The organism is Mycobacterium sp. NGS59, assembly GCF_059812345.1.
Map to the genome: position 1 here is coordinate 38,233 of NZ_JCALCN010000028.1, position 16,751 is coordinate 54,983.

General features: G+C 67.7%; 15 protein-coding genes. 10 read left to right on the top strand and 5 right to left on the bottom strand.

Going from position 1 to position 16,751, the window contains the following annotated elements:
- Positions 1–3: 3 nt before the first annotated feature.
- The 5 genes from AC5Y46_RS22740 to rpmF form a co-directional block, all read right to left on the bottom strand.
- The gene (locus AC5Y46_RS22740) at positions 4–549 is read right to left on the bottom strand and encodes a MogA/MoaB family molybdenum cofactor biosynthesis protein (protein ID WP_499946594.1); all 546 of its coding nucleotides are present in this window, start codon (positions 547–549) and stop codon (positions 4–6) included.
- Positions 549–1,997 carry a S1C family serine protease gene (locus AC5Y46_RS22745; protein WP_499946572.1) on the bottom strand — a complete coding sequence of 483 codons (1,449 nt, stop codon included), beginning with the start codon at positions 1,995–1,997 and terminating at the stop codon, positions 549–551. Before AC5Y46_RS22745 ends, AC5Y46_RS22740 begins: the two co-directional genes overlap by 1 nt.
- 113 nt (positions 1,998–2,110) lie before the next feature.
- A complete protein-coding gene (locus tag AC5Y46_RS22750; protein ID WP_499946573.1) occupies positions 2,111–3,607 on the bottom strand; it encodes a HAMP domain-containing sensor histidine kinase in 1,497 nt (498 codons plus the stop codon).
- Positions 3,607–4,293 carry a two-component system response regulator MprA gene (mprA, locus tag AC5Y46_RS22755; protein WP_499946574.1) on the bottom strand — a complete coding sequence of 229 codons (687 nt, stop codon included), beginning with the start codon at positions 4,291–4,293 and terminating at the stop codon, positions 3,607–3,609. The genes AC5Y46_RS22750 and mprA overlap by 1 nt, the downstream gene beginning before the upstream one ends.
- Before the next feature lie 121 nt (positions 4,294–4,414).
- A complete protein-coding gene (gene rpmF, locus AC5Y46_RS22760) occupies positions 4,415–4,588 on the bottom strand; it encodes a 50S ribosomal protein L32 (RefSeq protein WP_499946575.1) in 174 nt (57 codons plus the stop codon).
- A gap of 245 nt (positions 4,589–4,833) precedes the next feature.
- On the opposite strand from rpmF, the gene AC5Y46_RS22765 reads away from it, so the two are divergent.
- The 10 genes from AC5Y46_RS22765 (at position 4,834) to AC5Y46_RS22810 (ending at position 16,737) form a co-directional block, all read left to right on the top strand.
- Positions 4,834–6,516 carry an acyclic terpene utilization AtuA family protein gene (locus AC5Y46_RS22765; RefSeq protein ID WP_499993209.1) on the top strand — a complete coding sequence of 561 codons (1,683 nt, stop codon included), beginning with the start codon at positions 4,834–4,836 and terminating at the stop codon, positions 6,514–6,516.
- Positions 6,513–7,661, top strand: coding sequence for an acyl-CoA dehydrogenase family protein (locus AC5Y46_RS22770; protein ID WP_499993194.1), 1,149 nt, complete (start codon positions 6,513–6,515; stop codon positions 7,659–7,661). Before AC5Y46_RS22765 ends, AC5Y46_RS22770 begins: the two co-directional genes overlap by 4 nt.
- 2 nt (positions 7,662–7,663) lie before the next feature.
- On the top strand, positions 7,664–9,253 hold the full coding sequence (locus AC5Y46_RS22775; RefSeq protein WP_499993211.1) for an acyl-CoA carboxylase subunit beta: 1,590 nt from the start codon (positions 7,664–7,666) through the stop codon (positions 9,251–9,253).
- Positions 9,254–9,258: 5 nt separating this feature from the next.
- Positions 9,259–11,238, top strand: coding sequence for an acetyl/propionyl/methylcrotonyl-CoA carboxylase subunit alpha (locus AC5Y46_RS22780; RefSeq protein ID WP_499993197.1), 1,980 nt, complete (start codon positions 9,259–9,261; stop codon positions 11,236–11,238).
- Positions 11,235–12,401: an acyl-CoA dehydrogenase family protein gene (locus tag AC5Y46_RS22785; protein WP_499946579.1), complete on the top strand. Its 1,167-nt coding sequence runs from the start codon at positions 11,235–11,237 to the stop codon at positions 12,399–12,401. The genes AC5Y46_RS22780 and AC5Y46_RS22785 overlap by 4 nt, the downstream gene beginning before the upstream one ends.
- A complete protein-coding gene (locus tag AC5Y46_RS22790; RefSeq protein ID WP_499946580.1) occupies positions 12,401–13,174 on the top strand; it encodes an enoyl-CoA hydratase family protein in 774 nt (257 codons plus the stop codon). Before AC5Y46_RS22785 ends, AC5Y46_RS22790 begins: the two co-directional genes overlap by 1 nt.
- A gap of 84 nt (positions 13,175–13,258) precedes the next feature.
- Positions 13,259–13,861: a DUF1707 SHOCT-like domain-containing protein gene (locus tag AC5Y46_RS22795; RefSeq protein ID WP_499946581.1), complete on the top strand. Its 603-nt coding sequence runs from the start codon at positions 13,259–13,261 to the stop codon at positions 13,859–13,861.
- A gap of 286 nt (positions 13,862–14,147) precedes the next feature.
- Positions 14,148–14,438, top strand: coding sequence for a hypothetical protein (locus tag AC5Y46_RS22800; RefSeq protein WP_499946582.1), 291 nt, complete (start codon positions 14,148–14,150; stop codon positions 14,436–14,438).
- Positions 14,435–16,078, top strand: a complete 1,644-nt coding sequence (locus AC5Y46_RS22805; protein WP_499946583.1) for an alpha/beta hydrolase — start codon at positions 14,435–14,437, stop codon at positions 16,076–16,078. Before AC5Y46_RS22800 ends, AC5Y46_RS22805 begins: the two co-directional genes overlap by 4 nt.
- A gap of 5 nt (positions 16,079–16,083) precedes the next feature.
- Positions 16,084–16,737 carry an LppA family lipoprotein gene (locus tag AC5Y46_RS22810; RefSeq protein WP_499946596.1) on the top strand — a complete coding sequence of 218 codons (654 nt, stop codon included), beginning with the start codon at positions 16,084–16,086 and terminating at the stop codon, positions 16,735–16,737.
- The last annotated feature ends 14 nt before the right edge of the window (positions 16,738–16,751 follow it).

Sequence of the window (16,751 nt, forward strand, 5' to 3'; positions counted from 1 at the left end):
GACTCAGATCTCCAGGCTGGACAGCTGGCCGATGATGTAGGCCGCGAGCGGATTCAGCGTTGCCATCCCGTCGCGCACCGCGTATCGCGACCCGGCCAGGTTGACCACCAACGTGCTGCCGGAGACCCCGGCCAGCCCGCGTGACAGCCCGGCATCGGTGATGCCGGCCGACAGACCCGAGGCGCGGATGGCCTCGGCGATGCCCAGGATTTCCCGGTCCAGGATCTCGCGGGTGGCCTCGGGTGCGACGTCGCGCGGCGTGACTCCCGTCCCGCCGACAGACACCACCAGGTCCACCCCGCCGATGACGGCGGTGTTCAACGCGTTGCGGATCTCGACCTCGTCGGCCTCGACCGCCACCACACCGTCGACGACGAACCCGGCCTCGGTCAGCAATTCGGTGACCAGCGGGCCGCTGTGGTCCTCGTCGCCGTGCGCGGTGCGGTCGTCGACGACGACGACCAGCGCCCGCCCGACAACCAACTCCGCGCCCTGTTCCATGGGTGCCACCGTATATCCGAGGTCTGACAGCTGCCCCTCGACCTTCATCACTGGTCCGCCTTTCCGAGCGTGACTTGCACCGTGCGGCTGCCACCCGCGGGATCTTGATAGGTCAGCGACACTTTGTCGCCGGGCGCTTTGGAACGCACCGCGGCAACCAACGCGTCGGCGCTGTTGATCGGCCGGTCGTCGACCTTGGTGACGATGACACCCTTGGGCACACCGGCGTTGGCCGCGGCGCCGTTGGCCACCACCTCCATCACCTTGGCACCCGGGGCGTCCTTGTCGGTGGTGACCTGAACGCCCAGCGAGGCGTGCGACGCCTTGCCGGTGCTGATCAACTCGTCGGCGATCCGTTTGGCCTGGTCGACCGGGATCGCGAAGCCGAGCCCGATCGAGCCGCTCTGCGCGTCGCCGGAATCGGCGCCCAGCGTGGCGATGGCCGAGTTGATGCCGACCAGCTGGCTGCTCATGTTGACCAGGGCCCCGCCGGAGTTGCCCGGGTTGATCGCGGCGTCGGTCTGAATCGCATCCAGCACGGTGTTCTGGTTGCCGGCCTCGCCCGTGGTGGACACCGGCCGGTTGAGCGCGCTGACGATGCCGGTGGTGACCGTGCCGGCCAGTCCCAGCGGCGACCCGATCGCCAACACCGGTTGGCCGACCCGCAGTCCCGACGAAGAGCCCATCGAGATCGGGGTCAAGCCGGAGACGCCCTGCACCCGGATGACGGCGATGTCACTGGTCGGATCGGCACCGACCACGCTGAACGACGCGGTACGGCCGTCGGAGAAGGTCACGGTGGTCTTCGGCGGCGGACTGTTGGCGGGCGGTTTGGCCGCTGCCGCGACGACGTGGTTGTTGGTCAGGATCAGCCCGTCAGCCGACAGGATGACCCCGGAGCCTTCCTCGGACGCGCGGCCCAGGTCGGTCTCGAGCATGACGACGCTGGGCACCACCTTGGCTGCGACCTGCTCGACCGAGCCTGCGGGCATGTTGGCGGCCGGAACACTCGGCGCCGCCCCCGGCGACGCCGAAGTGCCTCTGCCGGACCCGGATTGGTGGCCCAATTCGACGACGGTCGCGGCCGCGCCGCCGATGCCGGCCGATACCACCGCGATGGCCAGCGCACCGAAGATCAGGCCTCCGGACCGACGCCGCCGCGGCGGCGGTGCCATCGGCGGCAGCATCCCCGGGATCGGACCCGACATGGTCGGACCGGGGAGCGGTCCGGGCCCCGTGACGGTCGGTATCGGGCGCGAACCCGTCGCGCCGGGCAGCGGCCCGGAACCCGTGTTGTGGGGTATCGGGCCCGCGCCGGTGCCGCTGAGCGGATCGAAGGAACGAAACGGCTGCTGCGGCGACGGCTGATAGCGCCAGTCGAACTGCTGGTTGTAGCTTTGCTGCCCCTGGGCATAGGCGGGAGGCACAGGCTGATTAGGCGTGGCGCTGTAACCCGGCTGCTGCGGCGGTGGCGAATACCTCGGGTGATTCGTCATGTCGCTAAGACGCTCTTCCTCTACTACTTGGGGCTTCAAGGCCTACTCGAGCATGCGTTGCTTGCATGGCTTGGTTTTCAACACTAACTGCACAACCACCCTGCGCGCGCGGACTAAGAATCCACTGAGATGACATTCGCCGAACCCCGTGAGCTCTCCGGGTCGCCGTGATTTGTGTCACTGTCGGTCGGCGGATACACCGCACTGGGCATCGGGCGGCCGGGTAGCAGCACGTAGATCGAAGTCCCGGGCGGCTGGGCGCCCGGTTCGGTGTCCTCGACACGCAGCGATCCACCATGGTTGAGCACCACCTGCTTGACGATCGCCAGTCCCAGACCCGAGCCGGGCATCGCGCGCGCGGAGGCGGACCGGTAGAACCGCTCGAACACCAGGCGCCGTTCCTGCGGCGGGATGCCGGGACCGTGGTCGGAGACCACCAGTTCGGCGTGGGAAGGGTCGAGTTGACGCAGCCGCACTCCCACCCGACCACCCGGCGGACTCCACTTGGCGGCGTTGTCCATCAGGTTCAACGCAGCCCGCGACAGCCCAGCCGGATCACCGTAGACCTGCCACGGAACGACCTCGACGTCGAAGTGAATGTCGTTGCGACGCCGACGAACTCGTTCCAGACTGCGGTCGATGACGTCGGTCATGTCGACCGGCTCGTGCACGGCTTGGCCGGCATCGCCGCGGGTCAGGTCGACCAGATCGCCGACCAGCGTCGACAATTCCTCGATCTGACCCAGGACGTCGGCGCGCAGGTCGACCATCTCCTGTTCGGGCAGCCGCGGGGCACCGGGGGCCATCGAGGCCATCAGCAGTTCGACGTTGGTCCGCAACGACGTGAGCGGTGTACGCAATTCGTGTCCGGCATCGGTGACCAGCCGCGCCTGGCGTTCCCGCGATTCGGCCAGCGCACGCAGCATCAGGTTGAACGCTTCGGTGAGCCGGGCCAGCTCGTCGCTGCCGAATACCGGGATCGGACGCAGGTCGTCGGTGCGGGCCACCCGCTCGGCCGCCTCGGTGAGCCGGCCGACCGGACGCAGGCCGGCCCGGGTGACCATCCCGCCGGCCACCGCAGCCACCGCCACGCCGACGCCGCCGACCATCACCAGCACGAAACGCAGTCTGCTCATCACGTGTTCGGTGGGCTCGAGGCTCTTGGAGATGAGCAGCGAGCTGCCGTTGGGCAGATGGATGGCAAGCACCCGCTGGCCGGCGGCGGTGCGCCGGGACATGAACAGGTCTCCGCGGATGACCGCCTTCTCCGGGGTTCCGACGGGCAGGGTCTGGCCCGGCTGGTTGGCGGTGTAGATGGACCGGCCCGGGTTCACCAGCATCGCGTTGACGTCCGAATAGGCGGTGCCCTCGATGGCCTTGCCCGGATCGGCCGCCAGCGAACCACTGGCGATGAGCAGCTGGGCACGGCTCTGCAGCTGGTTGTCGAGGTCGGTGTACAGCGCGGCCGAGATCACCGCGTAGACGGCGAAGGAGATGAGCACGACCACCATCGCCACCATGGACATCGCCAGCAGCATCACCCGCCACCGCAGCGACAGGGAGCTCGTCGCTCGCAGCGGCGCGCGCCGTTTGCGGCGGAAACCGAGCATCAGGGCGGTGTTTCGCGTAGCACGTAACCCACACCGCGCACGGTGTGGATCAGCCGCGGCTCGCCGTCGGCCTCGGTCTTACGCCGTAGGTACCCGACGTACACCTCCAGAGCATTGCCTGAGGTGGGGAAATCGAATCCCCATACCTCTTCCAGGATGCGGCTGCGGGTCAGCACCCGGCGCGGATTGGCGATCAGCATCTCCAGCAACGCGAACTCGGTTCGGGTGAGGCTGATTCGGCGCTGGCCGCGGGTGACCTCGCGGGTCACCGGGTCCAGGGTCAGATCGGAGAACCGCATCGCCACCGATTCCGCGACGTCCTCGGGCTTGGTGCGGCGCAGCAGCGCCCGCATCCGGGCCAGCAGTTCTTCCAGGGCGAACGGCTTGGGCAGGTAGTCGTCGGCTCCGGCGTCCAGACCTGCCACGCGCTCGGAGACGGAATCGCGCGCCGTCAGCACCAGGATGGGCAGGTCGTCGCCGGTGCTGCGGAGCTGACGGCACACCTCCAGGCCGTCCAGCCGCGGCATCATCACATCCAGAACGACCGCATCGGGCCGGTCGCTGGCAATTCGCTCGAGCGCCTCCACGCCGTCATGGGCCAGTTCGACCGAGTAGCCGTTGAAGGCAAGCGACCTGCGCAGCGACTCGCGCACCGCACGGTCGTCGTCGACGACAAGTATTCGCACGGGGCTCAGTGTCGTACGAAGGCCTGAGAGCGGGCTGAGAGGCGCGCCGACCGGACGACAAAGCGGGCCACCCGGTGGTCCGCTGAGGGGTCGGTCAATCCAGCCTTTGTCAGCCGCTTTGTCAGCGCTTGTCGAGGTCGATCAGGCCCAGGCGAGCGGCCTTGAGCAGCCGCCGCGGCACCTTGTGTTTTTGACCGGCAACGTTGACGCCCACCAGCTCGGTGGCGGTGGCCTTCCACTGCGAGCGCCGGCTGCGGGTATTCGAGCGCGACATCCTGCGCTTGGGTGTGGCCATGGTCGGGCCTGACTCCTCGTTCGGGGTTTCGGTCGGGTGTGTCGCGCGGCATCCTTCGCCCGCGTGGCGACAGTTGCCGATCAGGATAGTCGGTGGACCTGCTGGTCGCCAAAATCGGGCCGGGTCGGAGGCTTTGCGGGGGTCCGAGCCGGTTGACGCGACACCGGCGGTACCCGCTAACCTACCGGTTGGTTGGTTGATCGATCCCGACGGAGGGAGGACGCGCATTGGCCCGTTCTGGTGCCGTGCGTATCGCGAACTGCTCCGGTTTCTACGGTGACCGGCTTTCAGCCATGCGCGAAATGCTCACCGGCGGTGAGGTGGACTATCTCACCGGCGACTATCTGGCCGAGCTGACCATGCTGATTCTGGGCCGCGACCGGATGAAAAATCCCGACCGCGGCTACGCGAAGACCTTCCTGACCCAGCTCGAGGAGTGTCTGGGCCTGGCCCACGAGCGTGGGGTGCGCATCGTCGCCAACGCCGGCGGCCTCAACCCCGCCGGACTGGCCGACGCGGTGCGCGCCCTGGCCGAGCGGCTGGGTGTCCCGGTCCGGGTGGCCCACGTCGAGGGCGACGACCTGCAACCCCGCGCCGCCGAACTGGGACTGGGTTCACCCCTGACGGCCAACGCCTACCTGGGCGGATGGGGCATCGCGGACTGCCTGGCCGTCGGCGCCGACGTGGTGGTCACCGGCCGGGTCACCGACGCTTCGGTGATCGTCGGGTCGGCCGCCGCGCACTTCGGTTGGGGCCGCACCGACTACGACCGGCTCGCCGGCGCCGTCGTCGCCGGCCACGTCATCGAGTGCGGCACCCAGGCCACGGGCGGCAACTTCTCCTTCTTCACCGACATACCGGACCTGACCTACCCCGGCTTCCCGCTGGCCGAGGTCGACGCCGACGGATCGGCGGTGATCACCAAGCATGCCGGCACCGGCGGCCTGGTCAGCGTCGACACCGTCACCGCCCAACTGCTCTACGAGATCACCGGCGCCCGCTACGCCAACCCGGACGTGACGGCCCGGATGGACAGCGTCCAGCTCGCCCAGGACGGACCTGACCGGGTCCGCATCAGCGGCGTCGTCGGCGAACCGCCCCCGCCGACGCTGAAGGTGTCGCTGAACAGCATCGGCGGATTCCGCAACTCCATGACGTTCGTGCTGACCGGACTGGACATCGAGGCGAAAGCGGAGTTGGTGCGACGTCAGCTCGAGGCCACGATGACGGTGCAGCCCGCCGAGTTGGAGTGGACGCTGTCGCGCACCGACCGCCCCGACGCGGACACCGAACAAACCGCCAGCGCGCTGCTCAGCTGCGTCGTGCGTGATCCCGACCCCGCCAACGTGGGACGCAAATTCTCCGGTGCCGCAGTCGAATTGGCGCTGGCCAGCTACCCGGGGTTCACCGCCACCGCCCCGCCCGGCGACGGTCAGGTGTACGGGGTGTTCACTCCCGGCTATGTCGACGCCGGCCTGGTGCCGCACGTCGCGGTGCACGCTGACGGTACGCGTATCGAGATCGAGCCTGCCGCAGACACTTTGGTGCTGGAACCGGCGGCTGCGCCGGCCCTGCCGGAGCCGTTGCCGGCCGGACCGACCCGGCGGGTGCCGCTGGGACTGATCGCGGGCGCGCGCAGTGGTGACAAGGGCGGCTCGGCCAATGTGGGGGTGTGGGTCCGCACCGACGAGCAGTGGCGGTGGCTGGCCAACACCTTGACCGTCGAACTGCTCAAGGAACTTCTTCCCGAAGCGGGCGGCCTGGAAGTGACCCGGCACGTATTGCCCAATCTGCGGGCGGTGAATTTCGTGATCGAGGGAATCCTCGGGCAAGGCGTCGCCTACCAGGCGCGCTTCGACCCGCAGGCGAAGGGGCTGGGTGAATGGTTGCGCAGCCGCCACGTCGACATTCCGGAGAGGTTGTTGTGAGCATCTGGACCACCCCCGAACGCGAACAGTTGCGAAAGACCGTGCGGTCGTTCGCCGAACGGGAAATCCTGCCCAACATCGACGAGTGGGAACGTAGCGGCGAACTGCCCCGCGACCTGCACCGGCGTGCGGGTGAGGCGGGCCTGCTGGGGGCGAACTTCCCCGAGGCGGTCGGGGGTGGCGGCGGGGACGGCGTCGACGCGGTGATCATCTGCGAGGAAATGCACCAGTCCGGCGCGCCGGGCGGGGTGTTCGCCTCGCTGTTCACCTGCGGGATCGCGGTGCCGCACATGATCGCATCCGGTGATGAGCGGCTGATCGACACCTACGTGCGCCCGACGTTGGCCGGCGAGAAGATCGGCTCATTGGCCATCACCGAACCCGGCGGCGGATCCGACGTCGGGCATCTGCGGACATCGGCCGTACGGGAAGGCGACCACTACGTGATCAACGGGGCCAAGACCTACATCACTTCGGGGGTGCGCGCCGACTTCGTCGTGACCGCGGTACGCACCGGCGGGCCCGGCGCGGGCGGAGTTTCGCTGGTCGTCGTCGACAAAGACACGCCCGGCTTCGAGGTGAGCCGAAAGCTGGACAAGATGGGATGGCGGTCCTCCGATACCGCCGAGCTCTCGTACACCGACGTCCGGGTGCCCATCGCGAACCTCGTCGGGGCGGAGAACAGCGGCTTCCTGCAGATCGCACAGGCCTTCGTCTCCGAACGCATCGGCCTTGCCGCGCAAGCGTATTCGAGTGCGCAGCGCTGCCTGGACATCACCGCGCAATGGTGCCGCGACCGGGAAACCTTTGGCCGGCCGTTGATTTCGCGGCAGGCGGTGCAGAACACGCTCGCCGAGATGGCGCGGCGCATCGACGTCGCCCGTGTCTACGCCCGGCATGTCGTGGAACGCCAGTTGGCCGGAGAGGACAACCTGATCGCCGAGGTGTGCTTCGCCAAGAACACGGCCGTCGAGGCCGGCGAGTGGGTGGCCAATCAAGGCGTCCAGTTGTTCGGCGGCATGGGGTACATGGCGGAGTCAGAGATCGAACGCCAGTACCGCGACATGAGAATCATCGGCATCGGCGGCGGAACCACCGAGATCCTCACCGCCCTGGCCGCCAAACTCCTGGGATACCAATCATGACCGTGCTGAGGTCCACCCTCGACCCGTCCGCCGAGGCCTTCAACGACGCCGCCGCGGCCACCACGACCAAACTCGACGAGATCGCAGCAGAATTCGCCAACGCCGTCGAGGGCGGCGGACCGAAATACGTTGAGCGCCATCATGCCCGGGGCAAGCTGACGGCGCGCGAGCGCGTCGAGCTGCTCGTCGACCCGGACTCGGCGTTCCTGGAGTTGAGCCCGCTGGCGGCCTGGGGCAGTGCGTTCAAGGTGGGTGCCAGCACGGTCACCGGAATCGGTGTCGTCGAAGGCGTGGAGTGCATGATCGTCGCCAACGACCCCACGGTCAAAGGTGGCACCAGCAATCCCTGGACGCTGAAGAAGATCCTGCGCGCCAATCAGATTGCCTTCGAGAACCGGCTGCCGGTGATCTCACTGGTCGAGTCCGGTGGCGCGGATCTGCCCACCCAGAAAGAGATCTTCATCCCGGGTGGACGGATGTTCCGTGACCTGACCCGGCTGTCGGCGGCCGGAATCCCCACCATCGCACTGGTATTCGGCAACTCCACCGCGGGCGGTGCGTACGTGCCGGGCATGTCCGACCACGTGGTGATGATCAAGGAACGCTCCAAGGTGTTCCTGGCCGGTCCCCCACTGGTGAAGATGGCCACCGGCGAGGAGTCCGACGACGAATCTCTCGGCGGTGCCGAAATGCACGCCCGTATTTCGGGTCTGGCCGACTACTTCGCGATCGACGAGCCCGACGCCATCCGCATCGGGCGTCGCATCGTGGCGCGGTTGAACTGGAAGAAGCAGGGACCGGAGCCGCGGGAGGTCACCGAGCCGCTGTTCGACACCGATGAACTCATCGGCATCGTGCCGGCAGACCTGCGCATCCCATTCGATCCGCGCGAGGTGATCGCCCGCATCGTCGACGGCTCCGAATTCGACGAATTCAAGCCGCTGTACGGCTCTTCGTTGGTCACCGGTTGGGCCCAGCTGCATGGTTACCCGGTCGGAATCCTGGCCAACGCCCGGGGCGTGCTGTTCAGCGAGGAATCCCAGAAGGCCACCCAGTTCATCCAGCTGGCCAACCGGTCTGACACGCCACTGTTGTTCTTGCACAACACCACCGGCTACATGGTGGGCAAGGACTACGAAGAAGGCGGGATGATCAAGCACGGCTCGATGATGATCAACGCCGTGTCCAATTCGAAGGTCCCGCACATCTCGCTGCTGCTCGGCGCGTCGTACGGAGCGGGGCACTACGGCATGTGTGGGCGCGCGTACGACCCGCGGTTCCTGTTCGCCTGGCCGAGCGCGAAGTCGGCGGTGATGGGCGGCGCCCAGCTGTCCGGGGTGTTGTCCATCGTGGCCCGCGCGGCGGCCGAAGCCCGCGGCCAGCAGGTCGACGAGGACGCCGACGCGGCGATGCGGGCCGCGGTCGAGGGCCAGATCGAGGCGGAGTCGCTGCCGCTGGTCCTGTCCGGGATGCTCTACGACGACGGGGTGATCGACCCGCGCGACACCCGCACCGTGTTGGGAATCTGCTTGTCCGCCATCGCCAATGGCCCGATCAAGGGGACGTCGAACTTCGGCGTCTTCCGGATGTGAGTCCCATGATCACTCGAGTGCTGGTCGCCAACCGCGGCGAGATCGCCCGTCGGGTCTTCGCCAGCTGCCGGAGGCTGGGCCTGGGGACCGTTGCCGTCTACACCGACCCAGACGTCGCCGCGCCGCATGTCGCCGAGGCCGACGCCCGGGTCCGGCTGCCGCAGACCAACGACTACCTCAACGCCGAAGCTCTGATCGCGGCCGCACACGCCGCCGGCGCCGACGCCATCCACCCCGGCTACGGATTCCTCTCGGAGAACGCCGAATTCGCCGCCGCCGTCCAACAGGCAGGCCTGACCTGGATCGGACCGCCGGTGGACGCCGTGCGGGCGATGGGTTCCAAGATCGAATCCAAGAAGCTGATGTCCGCCGCCGGGGTTCCGGTGCTCGACGAACTCGACCCCGACACCGTCACCCAGGACCAGTTGCCGGTGCTCGTCAAAGCGTCCGCGGGCGGCGGCGGCCGCGGCATGCGGGTGGTGCACGAATTGTCCGCCTTGGCAGGTGAAGTGGAGGCCGCGCAACGCGAAGCCCAATCCGCGTTCGGTGATCCGACGGTGTTCTGCGAGCGCTACCTGCCCACCGGGCATCACATCGAGGTGCAGGTGATGGCCGACGCGCACGGCACCGTGTGGGCTGTCGGTGAGCGCGAATGCTCCATTCAGCGTCGCCACCAGAAAGTCATTGAAGAGGCACCCTCGCCGCTGGTGGAGCGGACACCGGGCATGCGGGCCAAGCTGTTCGAAGCGGCCCGGTTGGCCGCGTCCGCGATCAACTACACCGGGGCCGGCACCGTGGAGTTCCTCGCCGACGACGAGGGCGAGTTCTTCTTCCTGGAGATGAACACCCGCCTTCAGGTCGAGCACCCGGTCACCGAGGAGACCACCGGGCTCGACCTGGTCGAGCTGCAGATTGACGTGGCCGACGGCGGTCGCTTGGACGCCGAACCGTCTGTTGCGCACGGGCATTCGATCGAAGTCCGGCTCTATGCCGAGGATCCGGCGCGCGGCTGGCAGCCGCAGGCCGGCACCGTGCACAGGATCCACGTGCCCTCGGTACGCACCCAGTTCGAAACCCTGGGCCACCGGACCGGGATCCGGCTCGACTCCGGCATCGTCGACGGTTCGGCCGTGTCGATTTTCTACGACCCGATGTTGGCCAAGGTCATCTCGTATGCGCCGACTCGGCGCCAGTCGGCGCTGGTGCTCGCCGACGCGCTGGCCCGCGCCCAGGTGCACGGTCTGCGCACCAACCGTGAGCTGCTGGTGAACGTGCTGCGCCACCCGGCATTCCTCGACGGTGCCACCGACACAGCGTTTTTCGACACCCACGGGTTGGCCGAGCTGTCGGCGCCACTGGCCGACGCGGCGACGGTTCGGTTGTCGGCGATCGCCGCCGCGCTGGCCGACGCCGCCCACAACCGCGCCACCGCCAAGGTGTTCGGATCGCTGCCCAGCGGCTGGCGCAATCTCGCGTCGGGCTTCCAGGTCAAGACCTACCGGGACGACGACGACAGCGAGCAGCGAGTCCAATACCGTTACACCCGAACGGCGTTGGCGCTGCCCGACGATCCGACCGTGCAGCTGGTCTCGGCGACACCCGACGAAGTGGTGCTGGCCGAAAACGGGGTTGGCCGCCGCTTCGCCGTGGCGCGCTACCACAACGACGTCTACGTCGACTCCGCACGCGGTCCGGTGCACCTGGTCGCGTTGCCTCGGTACCCCGAGCCCGACTCGGCCGTCGCGCAAGGCTCCTTGGTCGCACCCATGCCCGGCAACGTGATCCGCGTCGGTGCTGACGTCGGCGACACCGTCACCGCCGGACAGCCGCTCATCTGGCTGGAGGCGATGAAGATGGAACACACGATCACCGCGCCGAACGACGGCGTGCTTGCCGAACTCAATGTCTCCACCGGTCAACAAGTCGAAGTGGGCGCCGTGCTGGCACGCGTGGAAGCGCCCGAATCAGAAGGAGATCCACAATGATTGATACCAGTTTCATCGAGAACGAAGACCGCCAGGCGCTGCGCAAAGCCGTGTCGGAGTGGGCGGCGGGCTACGGCGCCGAGTACTACCTGAAGAAGGCGCGCGCCCAGGAGCACACCGACGAATTGTGGCACGAGGCAGGCAAACTCGGCTTCCTCGGAGTGAACCTGCCCGAGGAGTACGGCGGCGGCGGCGCCGGCATGTACGAACTGGCGCTCGTGATGGAGGAGATGGCGGCCGCGGGCAGCGCGCTGCTACTGATGGTGGTCTCACCTGCCATCAACGGCACCATCATCAGCAAGTTCGGTACCGAAGAGCAGAAGAAGCGCTGGATCCCGTCCATCGCTGACGGCTCGCTGACGATGGCGTTCGCCATCACCGAGCCCGACGCCGGATCCAACTCCCACAAGATCACCACGACCGCCCGCCGCGACGGCAGCGACTGGATCCTCAAGGGCCAGAAGGTCTATATCTCCGGGATCGACCAGGCGCAGGCGGTGCTGGTGGTGGGCCGCACCGAAGAGGCGAAAACCGGCAAGCTGCGGCCGGCGCTGTTCGTCGTGCCCACCGACGCCCCCGGCTTCACCTACACGCCGATCGAGATGGAGCTGATCAGCCCCGAGCGGCAGTTCCAGGTGTTCCTCGACGACGTCCGGCTGCCCAGCGACGCACTCGTCGGCGCCCAGGACGCCGCCATCGCGCAGCTGTTCGCCGGCCTGAACCCCGAGCGCATCATGGGCGCGGCCAGCGCCGTCGGCATGGGCCGGTTCGCGCTGAATAAAGCCGTCGATTACGTCAAGACGCGCCAAGTCTGGTCCACCCCGATCGGCGCGCACCAGGGTCTGGCGCATCCGCTGGCGCAGTGCCACATCGAGGTCGAACTGGCCAAGCTGATGATGCAGAAGGCCGCCGCGTTGTACGACAGCGGCGACGACGGCGCCGCGGCCCAGGCCGCGAATATGGCCAAGTACGCCGCCGGTGAGGCGTCCACCCGGGCGGTCGACCAGGCCGTGCAGTCCATGGGCGGCAACGGGCTGACCAAGGAGTACGGCGTGGCCGCGATGCTGACCGCGTCCCGGCTGGCGCGGATCGCGCCGATCAGCCGCGAGATGGTGCTGAACTTCGTCGCGCAGACCTCGCTCGGCCTGCCCCGCTCGTACTGATGGGCACCCTCGTCGAGTACGCGCGCGACGGCGCGGTAGCCAGGCTGACGCTGAACTCGCCGCACAACCGCAACGCGCTGTCGACCACTCTGGTCACCCAACTGCACGACGGGCTGCGGGCCGCCGCTGACGACCCGGCGGTGCGGGTGGTGGTGCTCGGCCACACCGGCGGCACGTTCTGCGCCGGCGCCGACCTGAGTGAGGCCGGCGAAGGCAGCCCGTACGACCTGGCGGTGGCGCGTGCACAGGAGATGACGGCGTTGCTGCGCGCGATCGTCGCGTCGCCGCGACCGGTGATCGGGGCTATCAACGGGCACGTGCGGGCGGGCGGATTCGGTCTGGTGGGAGCGTGCGACATCGTGGTCGCCGGACCGCGCAGCACCTTTGCCCTGACCGAAGCCAGGATCGGGGTCGCGCCGGCGATCATCTCCCTGACACTGCTGCCGAAGCTCTCCGCGCGGGCCTCGGCGCGCTACTACCTCACCGGTGAAACGTTCGGCGCCAGCGAAGCCGCCGAGATCGGGTTGATCACCCTGGCCGCCGAGGACGTCGAAGCCGCGGTGGCCGGGGTGGTCGCCGACGTCGGCCGCGGATCGCCGCAGGGTCTGGCGGCGTCCAAGGCGCTGACGACCGCCGCCGTGCTTGAGGGATTCGACCGCGACGCGCAGCGGCTCGCCGAGGAGTCCGCCCGCTTGTTCGTTTCTGGCGAAGCGCGCGAAGGCATGCTCGCGTTCCTGGAAAAAAGGCCTCCGAGCTGGGCTTCTTCGTCCTGAGCGGGACGCCTGGGCCGGACGAAGATTGCAGTTTAGCCAACACCTCTTGCAGCAAATCTGTTACGTCGTAAGCTCGCGGGTGAGATGACCAACCCAGCCCGGCGTGATGTGAACGCCACGCGCGAGGATTTGGCGCGCGCCGCCGACACCGATCGCATTCAGATTGCGCAGTTGCTGGCCTACGCGGCCGAGCAGGGTCGCCTGCAACCCAACGAATACGAAGAGCGGCTAACGAAAGCGTACGCGGCGACGACCTATCGGGAGCTCGACCAGCTGCGTGCCGATCTGCCCGGCACAGCCGTGAGCGCGCGTCGCGGCGGTAAGTGCAATCCGGCGCCGTCCACGTTGCTGCTGGCCATCATGAGCGGTTTCGAGCGTCGCGGTCGCTGGAACGTGCCGAGGAAGCTGACGACGTTCACGTTCTGGGGTAGCGGCGTGGTGGACCTGCGCTACGCCGACTTCACCTCGACCGAAGTCGACATCAAGGCGTACTCGATCATGGGCGCCCAGACCATCCTGCTGCCGCCGGAGGTCAACGTCGAGATCGAGGGTCGCGGGATCATGGGCAACTTCGACCACGCCGTAGTCGACGGGGGCAGTCCGGGCGCCCCGAACGTGCGGATCCACGGATTCTCGCTGTGGGGCGGCGTGGGCATCAGGCGCAAGGCGCGCAAGTTCCGTAAGTAACGACGCCCGACCGGGGGGCGTTCACGCACCGTGCGGAACGTAGGCCGACCCGGTGCGGAGCAACCCGCTCGGGTGTTCGGCCACCACGCCACGCACGGCGCTGTCGCCGGCATGCACGGGCGCGAGTGAAACCGAACCCGTGCTCGATATGCCTTCACCACCCGATACGTAATACGCTTTGACGCCAAGCGCCGCAAGTCATGCACAGGCGCTGACCATGGTGAGTCGCCCGCCCCGCTGTCTGCGATCACACTTTGCCGAAAGTTGTTCTCGGCGAGGGGTAGTCATGGCAGAAGAGGTACGGGTCAGTCCCGAAGTGCTGGCCCGGATTGGCGATCAGTTGGCCGACCACGGCCGCTCACTGCTGAACTTGCAGCAGTCCAGTCATCGCGACGCCGACGGCGCCCACCCGGGCTGGGTCGGTTCCTCCGCGGGAACGTTGTTGCAGTTGCTGGACTGCTGGACGGCTAGCAGCGCGAGCCACCTGGCCCGCTTCGGCGACCATGCCGACGGCTTGAAGGTGGCCGCCGTCGCCTTCTTGATGATGGACCGGTACGGCGTCGGCGATCTTGGATGACGCTGAGTCCGGCGGACATCGAGCGCTGGGATCCCGCGGCGATCCGCACGGTATTCGACGCCGCGATCAGGCGCGCACACGGCACCCGCACCGCGTCGGCGGCGCTCAGCGAGACGATGCGTCTGCTGAGTTTCGGTGGCGACGCCGCCGACGCCGCGCAGGCGGCGGCCCACCACACCACGACGGTGTTGGACGAACACGCCGACGCCTGCGACGCCGTCGCGCACGCGGCCGAACAATCGGCCGACGAGGTCGCCACCATCAAATCGCGCCTTCAGGCGCTACGCGGACTGGCACGAGAGAACCAGCTGATCATCGACGACCGCACCGGCGCGGTCGTGCTGCCGTCCGACCTGGTCTCCCGGTCGGTCGCCGATCAACAGACCATCTTCGAAGCCGCAATGCGACTGACTGAAAGCATGCGGCAATTGTTGTTATCGGCCGAGATCGCCGACGAGGATCTGGCGGCGGCGATTCGCGGTGCCGACGGCGACCTCTCCGCTGCGCAAGTCGAGCTCCAACTCGCCCATCAACCACCTCACCTGCCGGCGTTGCCGCCGGCGAACAGCACTGCGCAAGAAGTGAACTTGTGGTGGCGGTCGCTGACCCCCAACGAACAGGATCAGGTCAAGCAACGGTTCCCCGATGCCGTCCGCAACCTGGACGGCATCCCAGTCGTCGTCCGCAACCAACTCAATGTTCCTGCGCTGCAACGCGAAATCGATCGGCTACAGCAGGGCTGGCTCGATGCCTATGGCTGGCACACCAACCCAGGCAAGTTGGCCGACTTGCAGGCGCTGCAACAGACTTTGACCGACAATCCCGGTGCCGGCCTGATCCTGCTGGACACCACAAGCAAACCCGGAAAGGTGCTGGCGGCGGTAGGCGTTGGCGACGTCGACAACGCAGAACGCGTCGCCGTGTCGGTGAGCGGCTTGAACAGCCGAGTGAGCGCCAGCGTAGCGAACATGGTGCGGGAGGCGGGTTTTCAGCGCAACGAGGCGGCACTATTGCGCCGCAACGCCGGCGTCGAGCATCCCGACGCCGTCGCCTCCATCGCATGGCTCGGCTACGACGCGCCGGACAGCCTCAAGGATGTCAGCCACGATTGGCTGGCCCGTGACGGCGCGCGTTCCCTGAACAACTTCTACCGGGGATTGGCCGCAGCCAGCAACCTCCCGGACCAACACATCGCCGCGTTCGGGCATTCCTACGGGTCACTGACCACCAGTCTCGCCGTGCAACAGGGCGCACCGGTCAGCGACGTCGTGCTCTACGGCTCGCCTGGCACGGAACTCACCGAAGCCGCGCAACTGGGCGTGCTGCCCGGACACGCGTACTACATGATCGGCGCCGACGACGTTGTCTCAGAGCTGATTCCAGCGTTCGGTGCGTTCGGCGCCCCGCCGCAAGACGTGCCGGGCATGGCGGAACTGTCCACCGAAACCGGGTACGCGTTCGACGGGCCGTACGGCGACGGTCAACTGCACGAGCGGGCCTACGGGCATTCCGAGTACACCCGGATGGGCAGCAACGGCAACCTACGTATGAGTGCCTATAACCTGGCGGTAGTCCTGGCAGGACTGCCCGCCGACCTCATTACCCCCTGGATGACCGACAATTGTCCCGACCGGCCGTGAACCGTATTGCAGTGACGCTGCTCGGTGTCGCTGTTGCGCTCAGCGGCTGTGTCAAACCGAACACCTTCGACCCTTATGCCAACCCCGGCCGTTCCGAGTTGGACCGGCTGCAGGAGATCGTGAACGGGCGTCCCGACCTGGAGAGGGTTGAGCAACAGCTGGCCGACCTCGACGGCGCGATCCGGGCGGCGATCACGAAACACTCACCGCCGAGCCGCTTTTCGGCCATGCCCGCCGGCCACTCCACCAACGGCTGCCAGCACCCGTTCACCCGCAGCATCGGTCGGCAGACAAACAGCGACATGTTCTTCGCCGAGCCCGCGCCCACACCCGCCGAGTGGCTGCAGATCGTCACCGAGCTCGCACCGCGTTTCGCGGCAGCAGGTTTCACACCCAACAACGCCGCACCCGGAAGTCCGCCGCTGCCAATGGGTTCGGCCAACTATTCGCAGGGTCGCGACGACGGTGTCACGATCAGCTTGGTGAACGGCCGAGACGGCAGCCCGCTCGACTACTCCTACGACACCGGCTGCCATCTGCCCGCGGCCTGGCGCACTGGCCCACCCCCGCCGAGCTTCCGTCCCGCGAATGACCCGAACGTGCACTACCCGTACCTGTTCGACGGGCCTGGGGGCGGGCGAAGCACGGACGCGTACTAGCTGGGCGCGAGCAG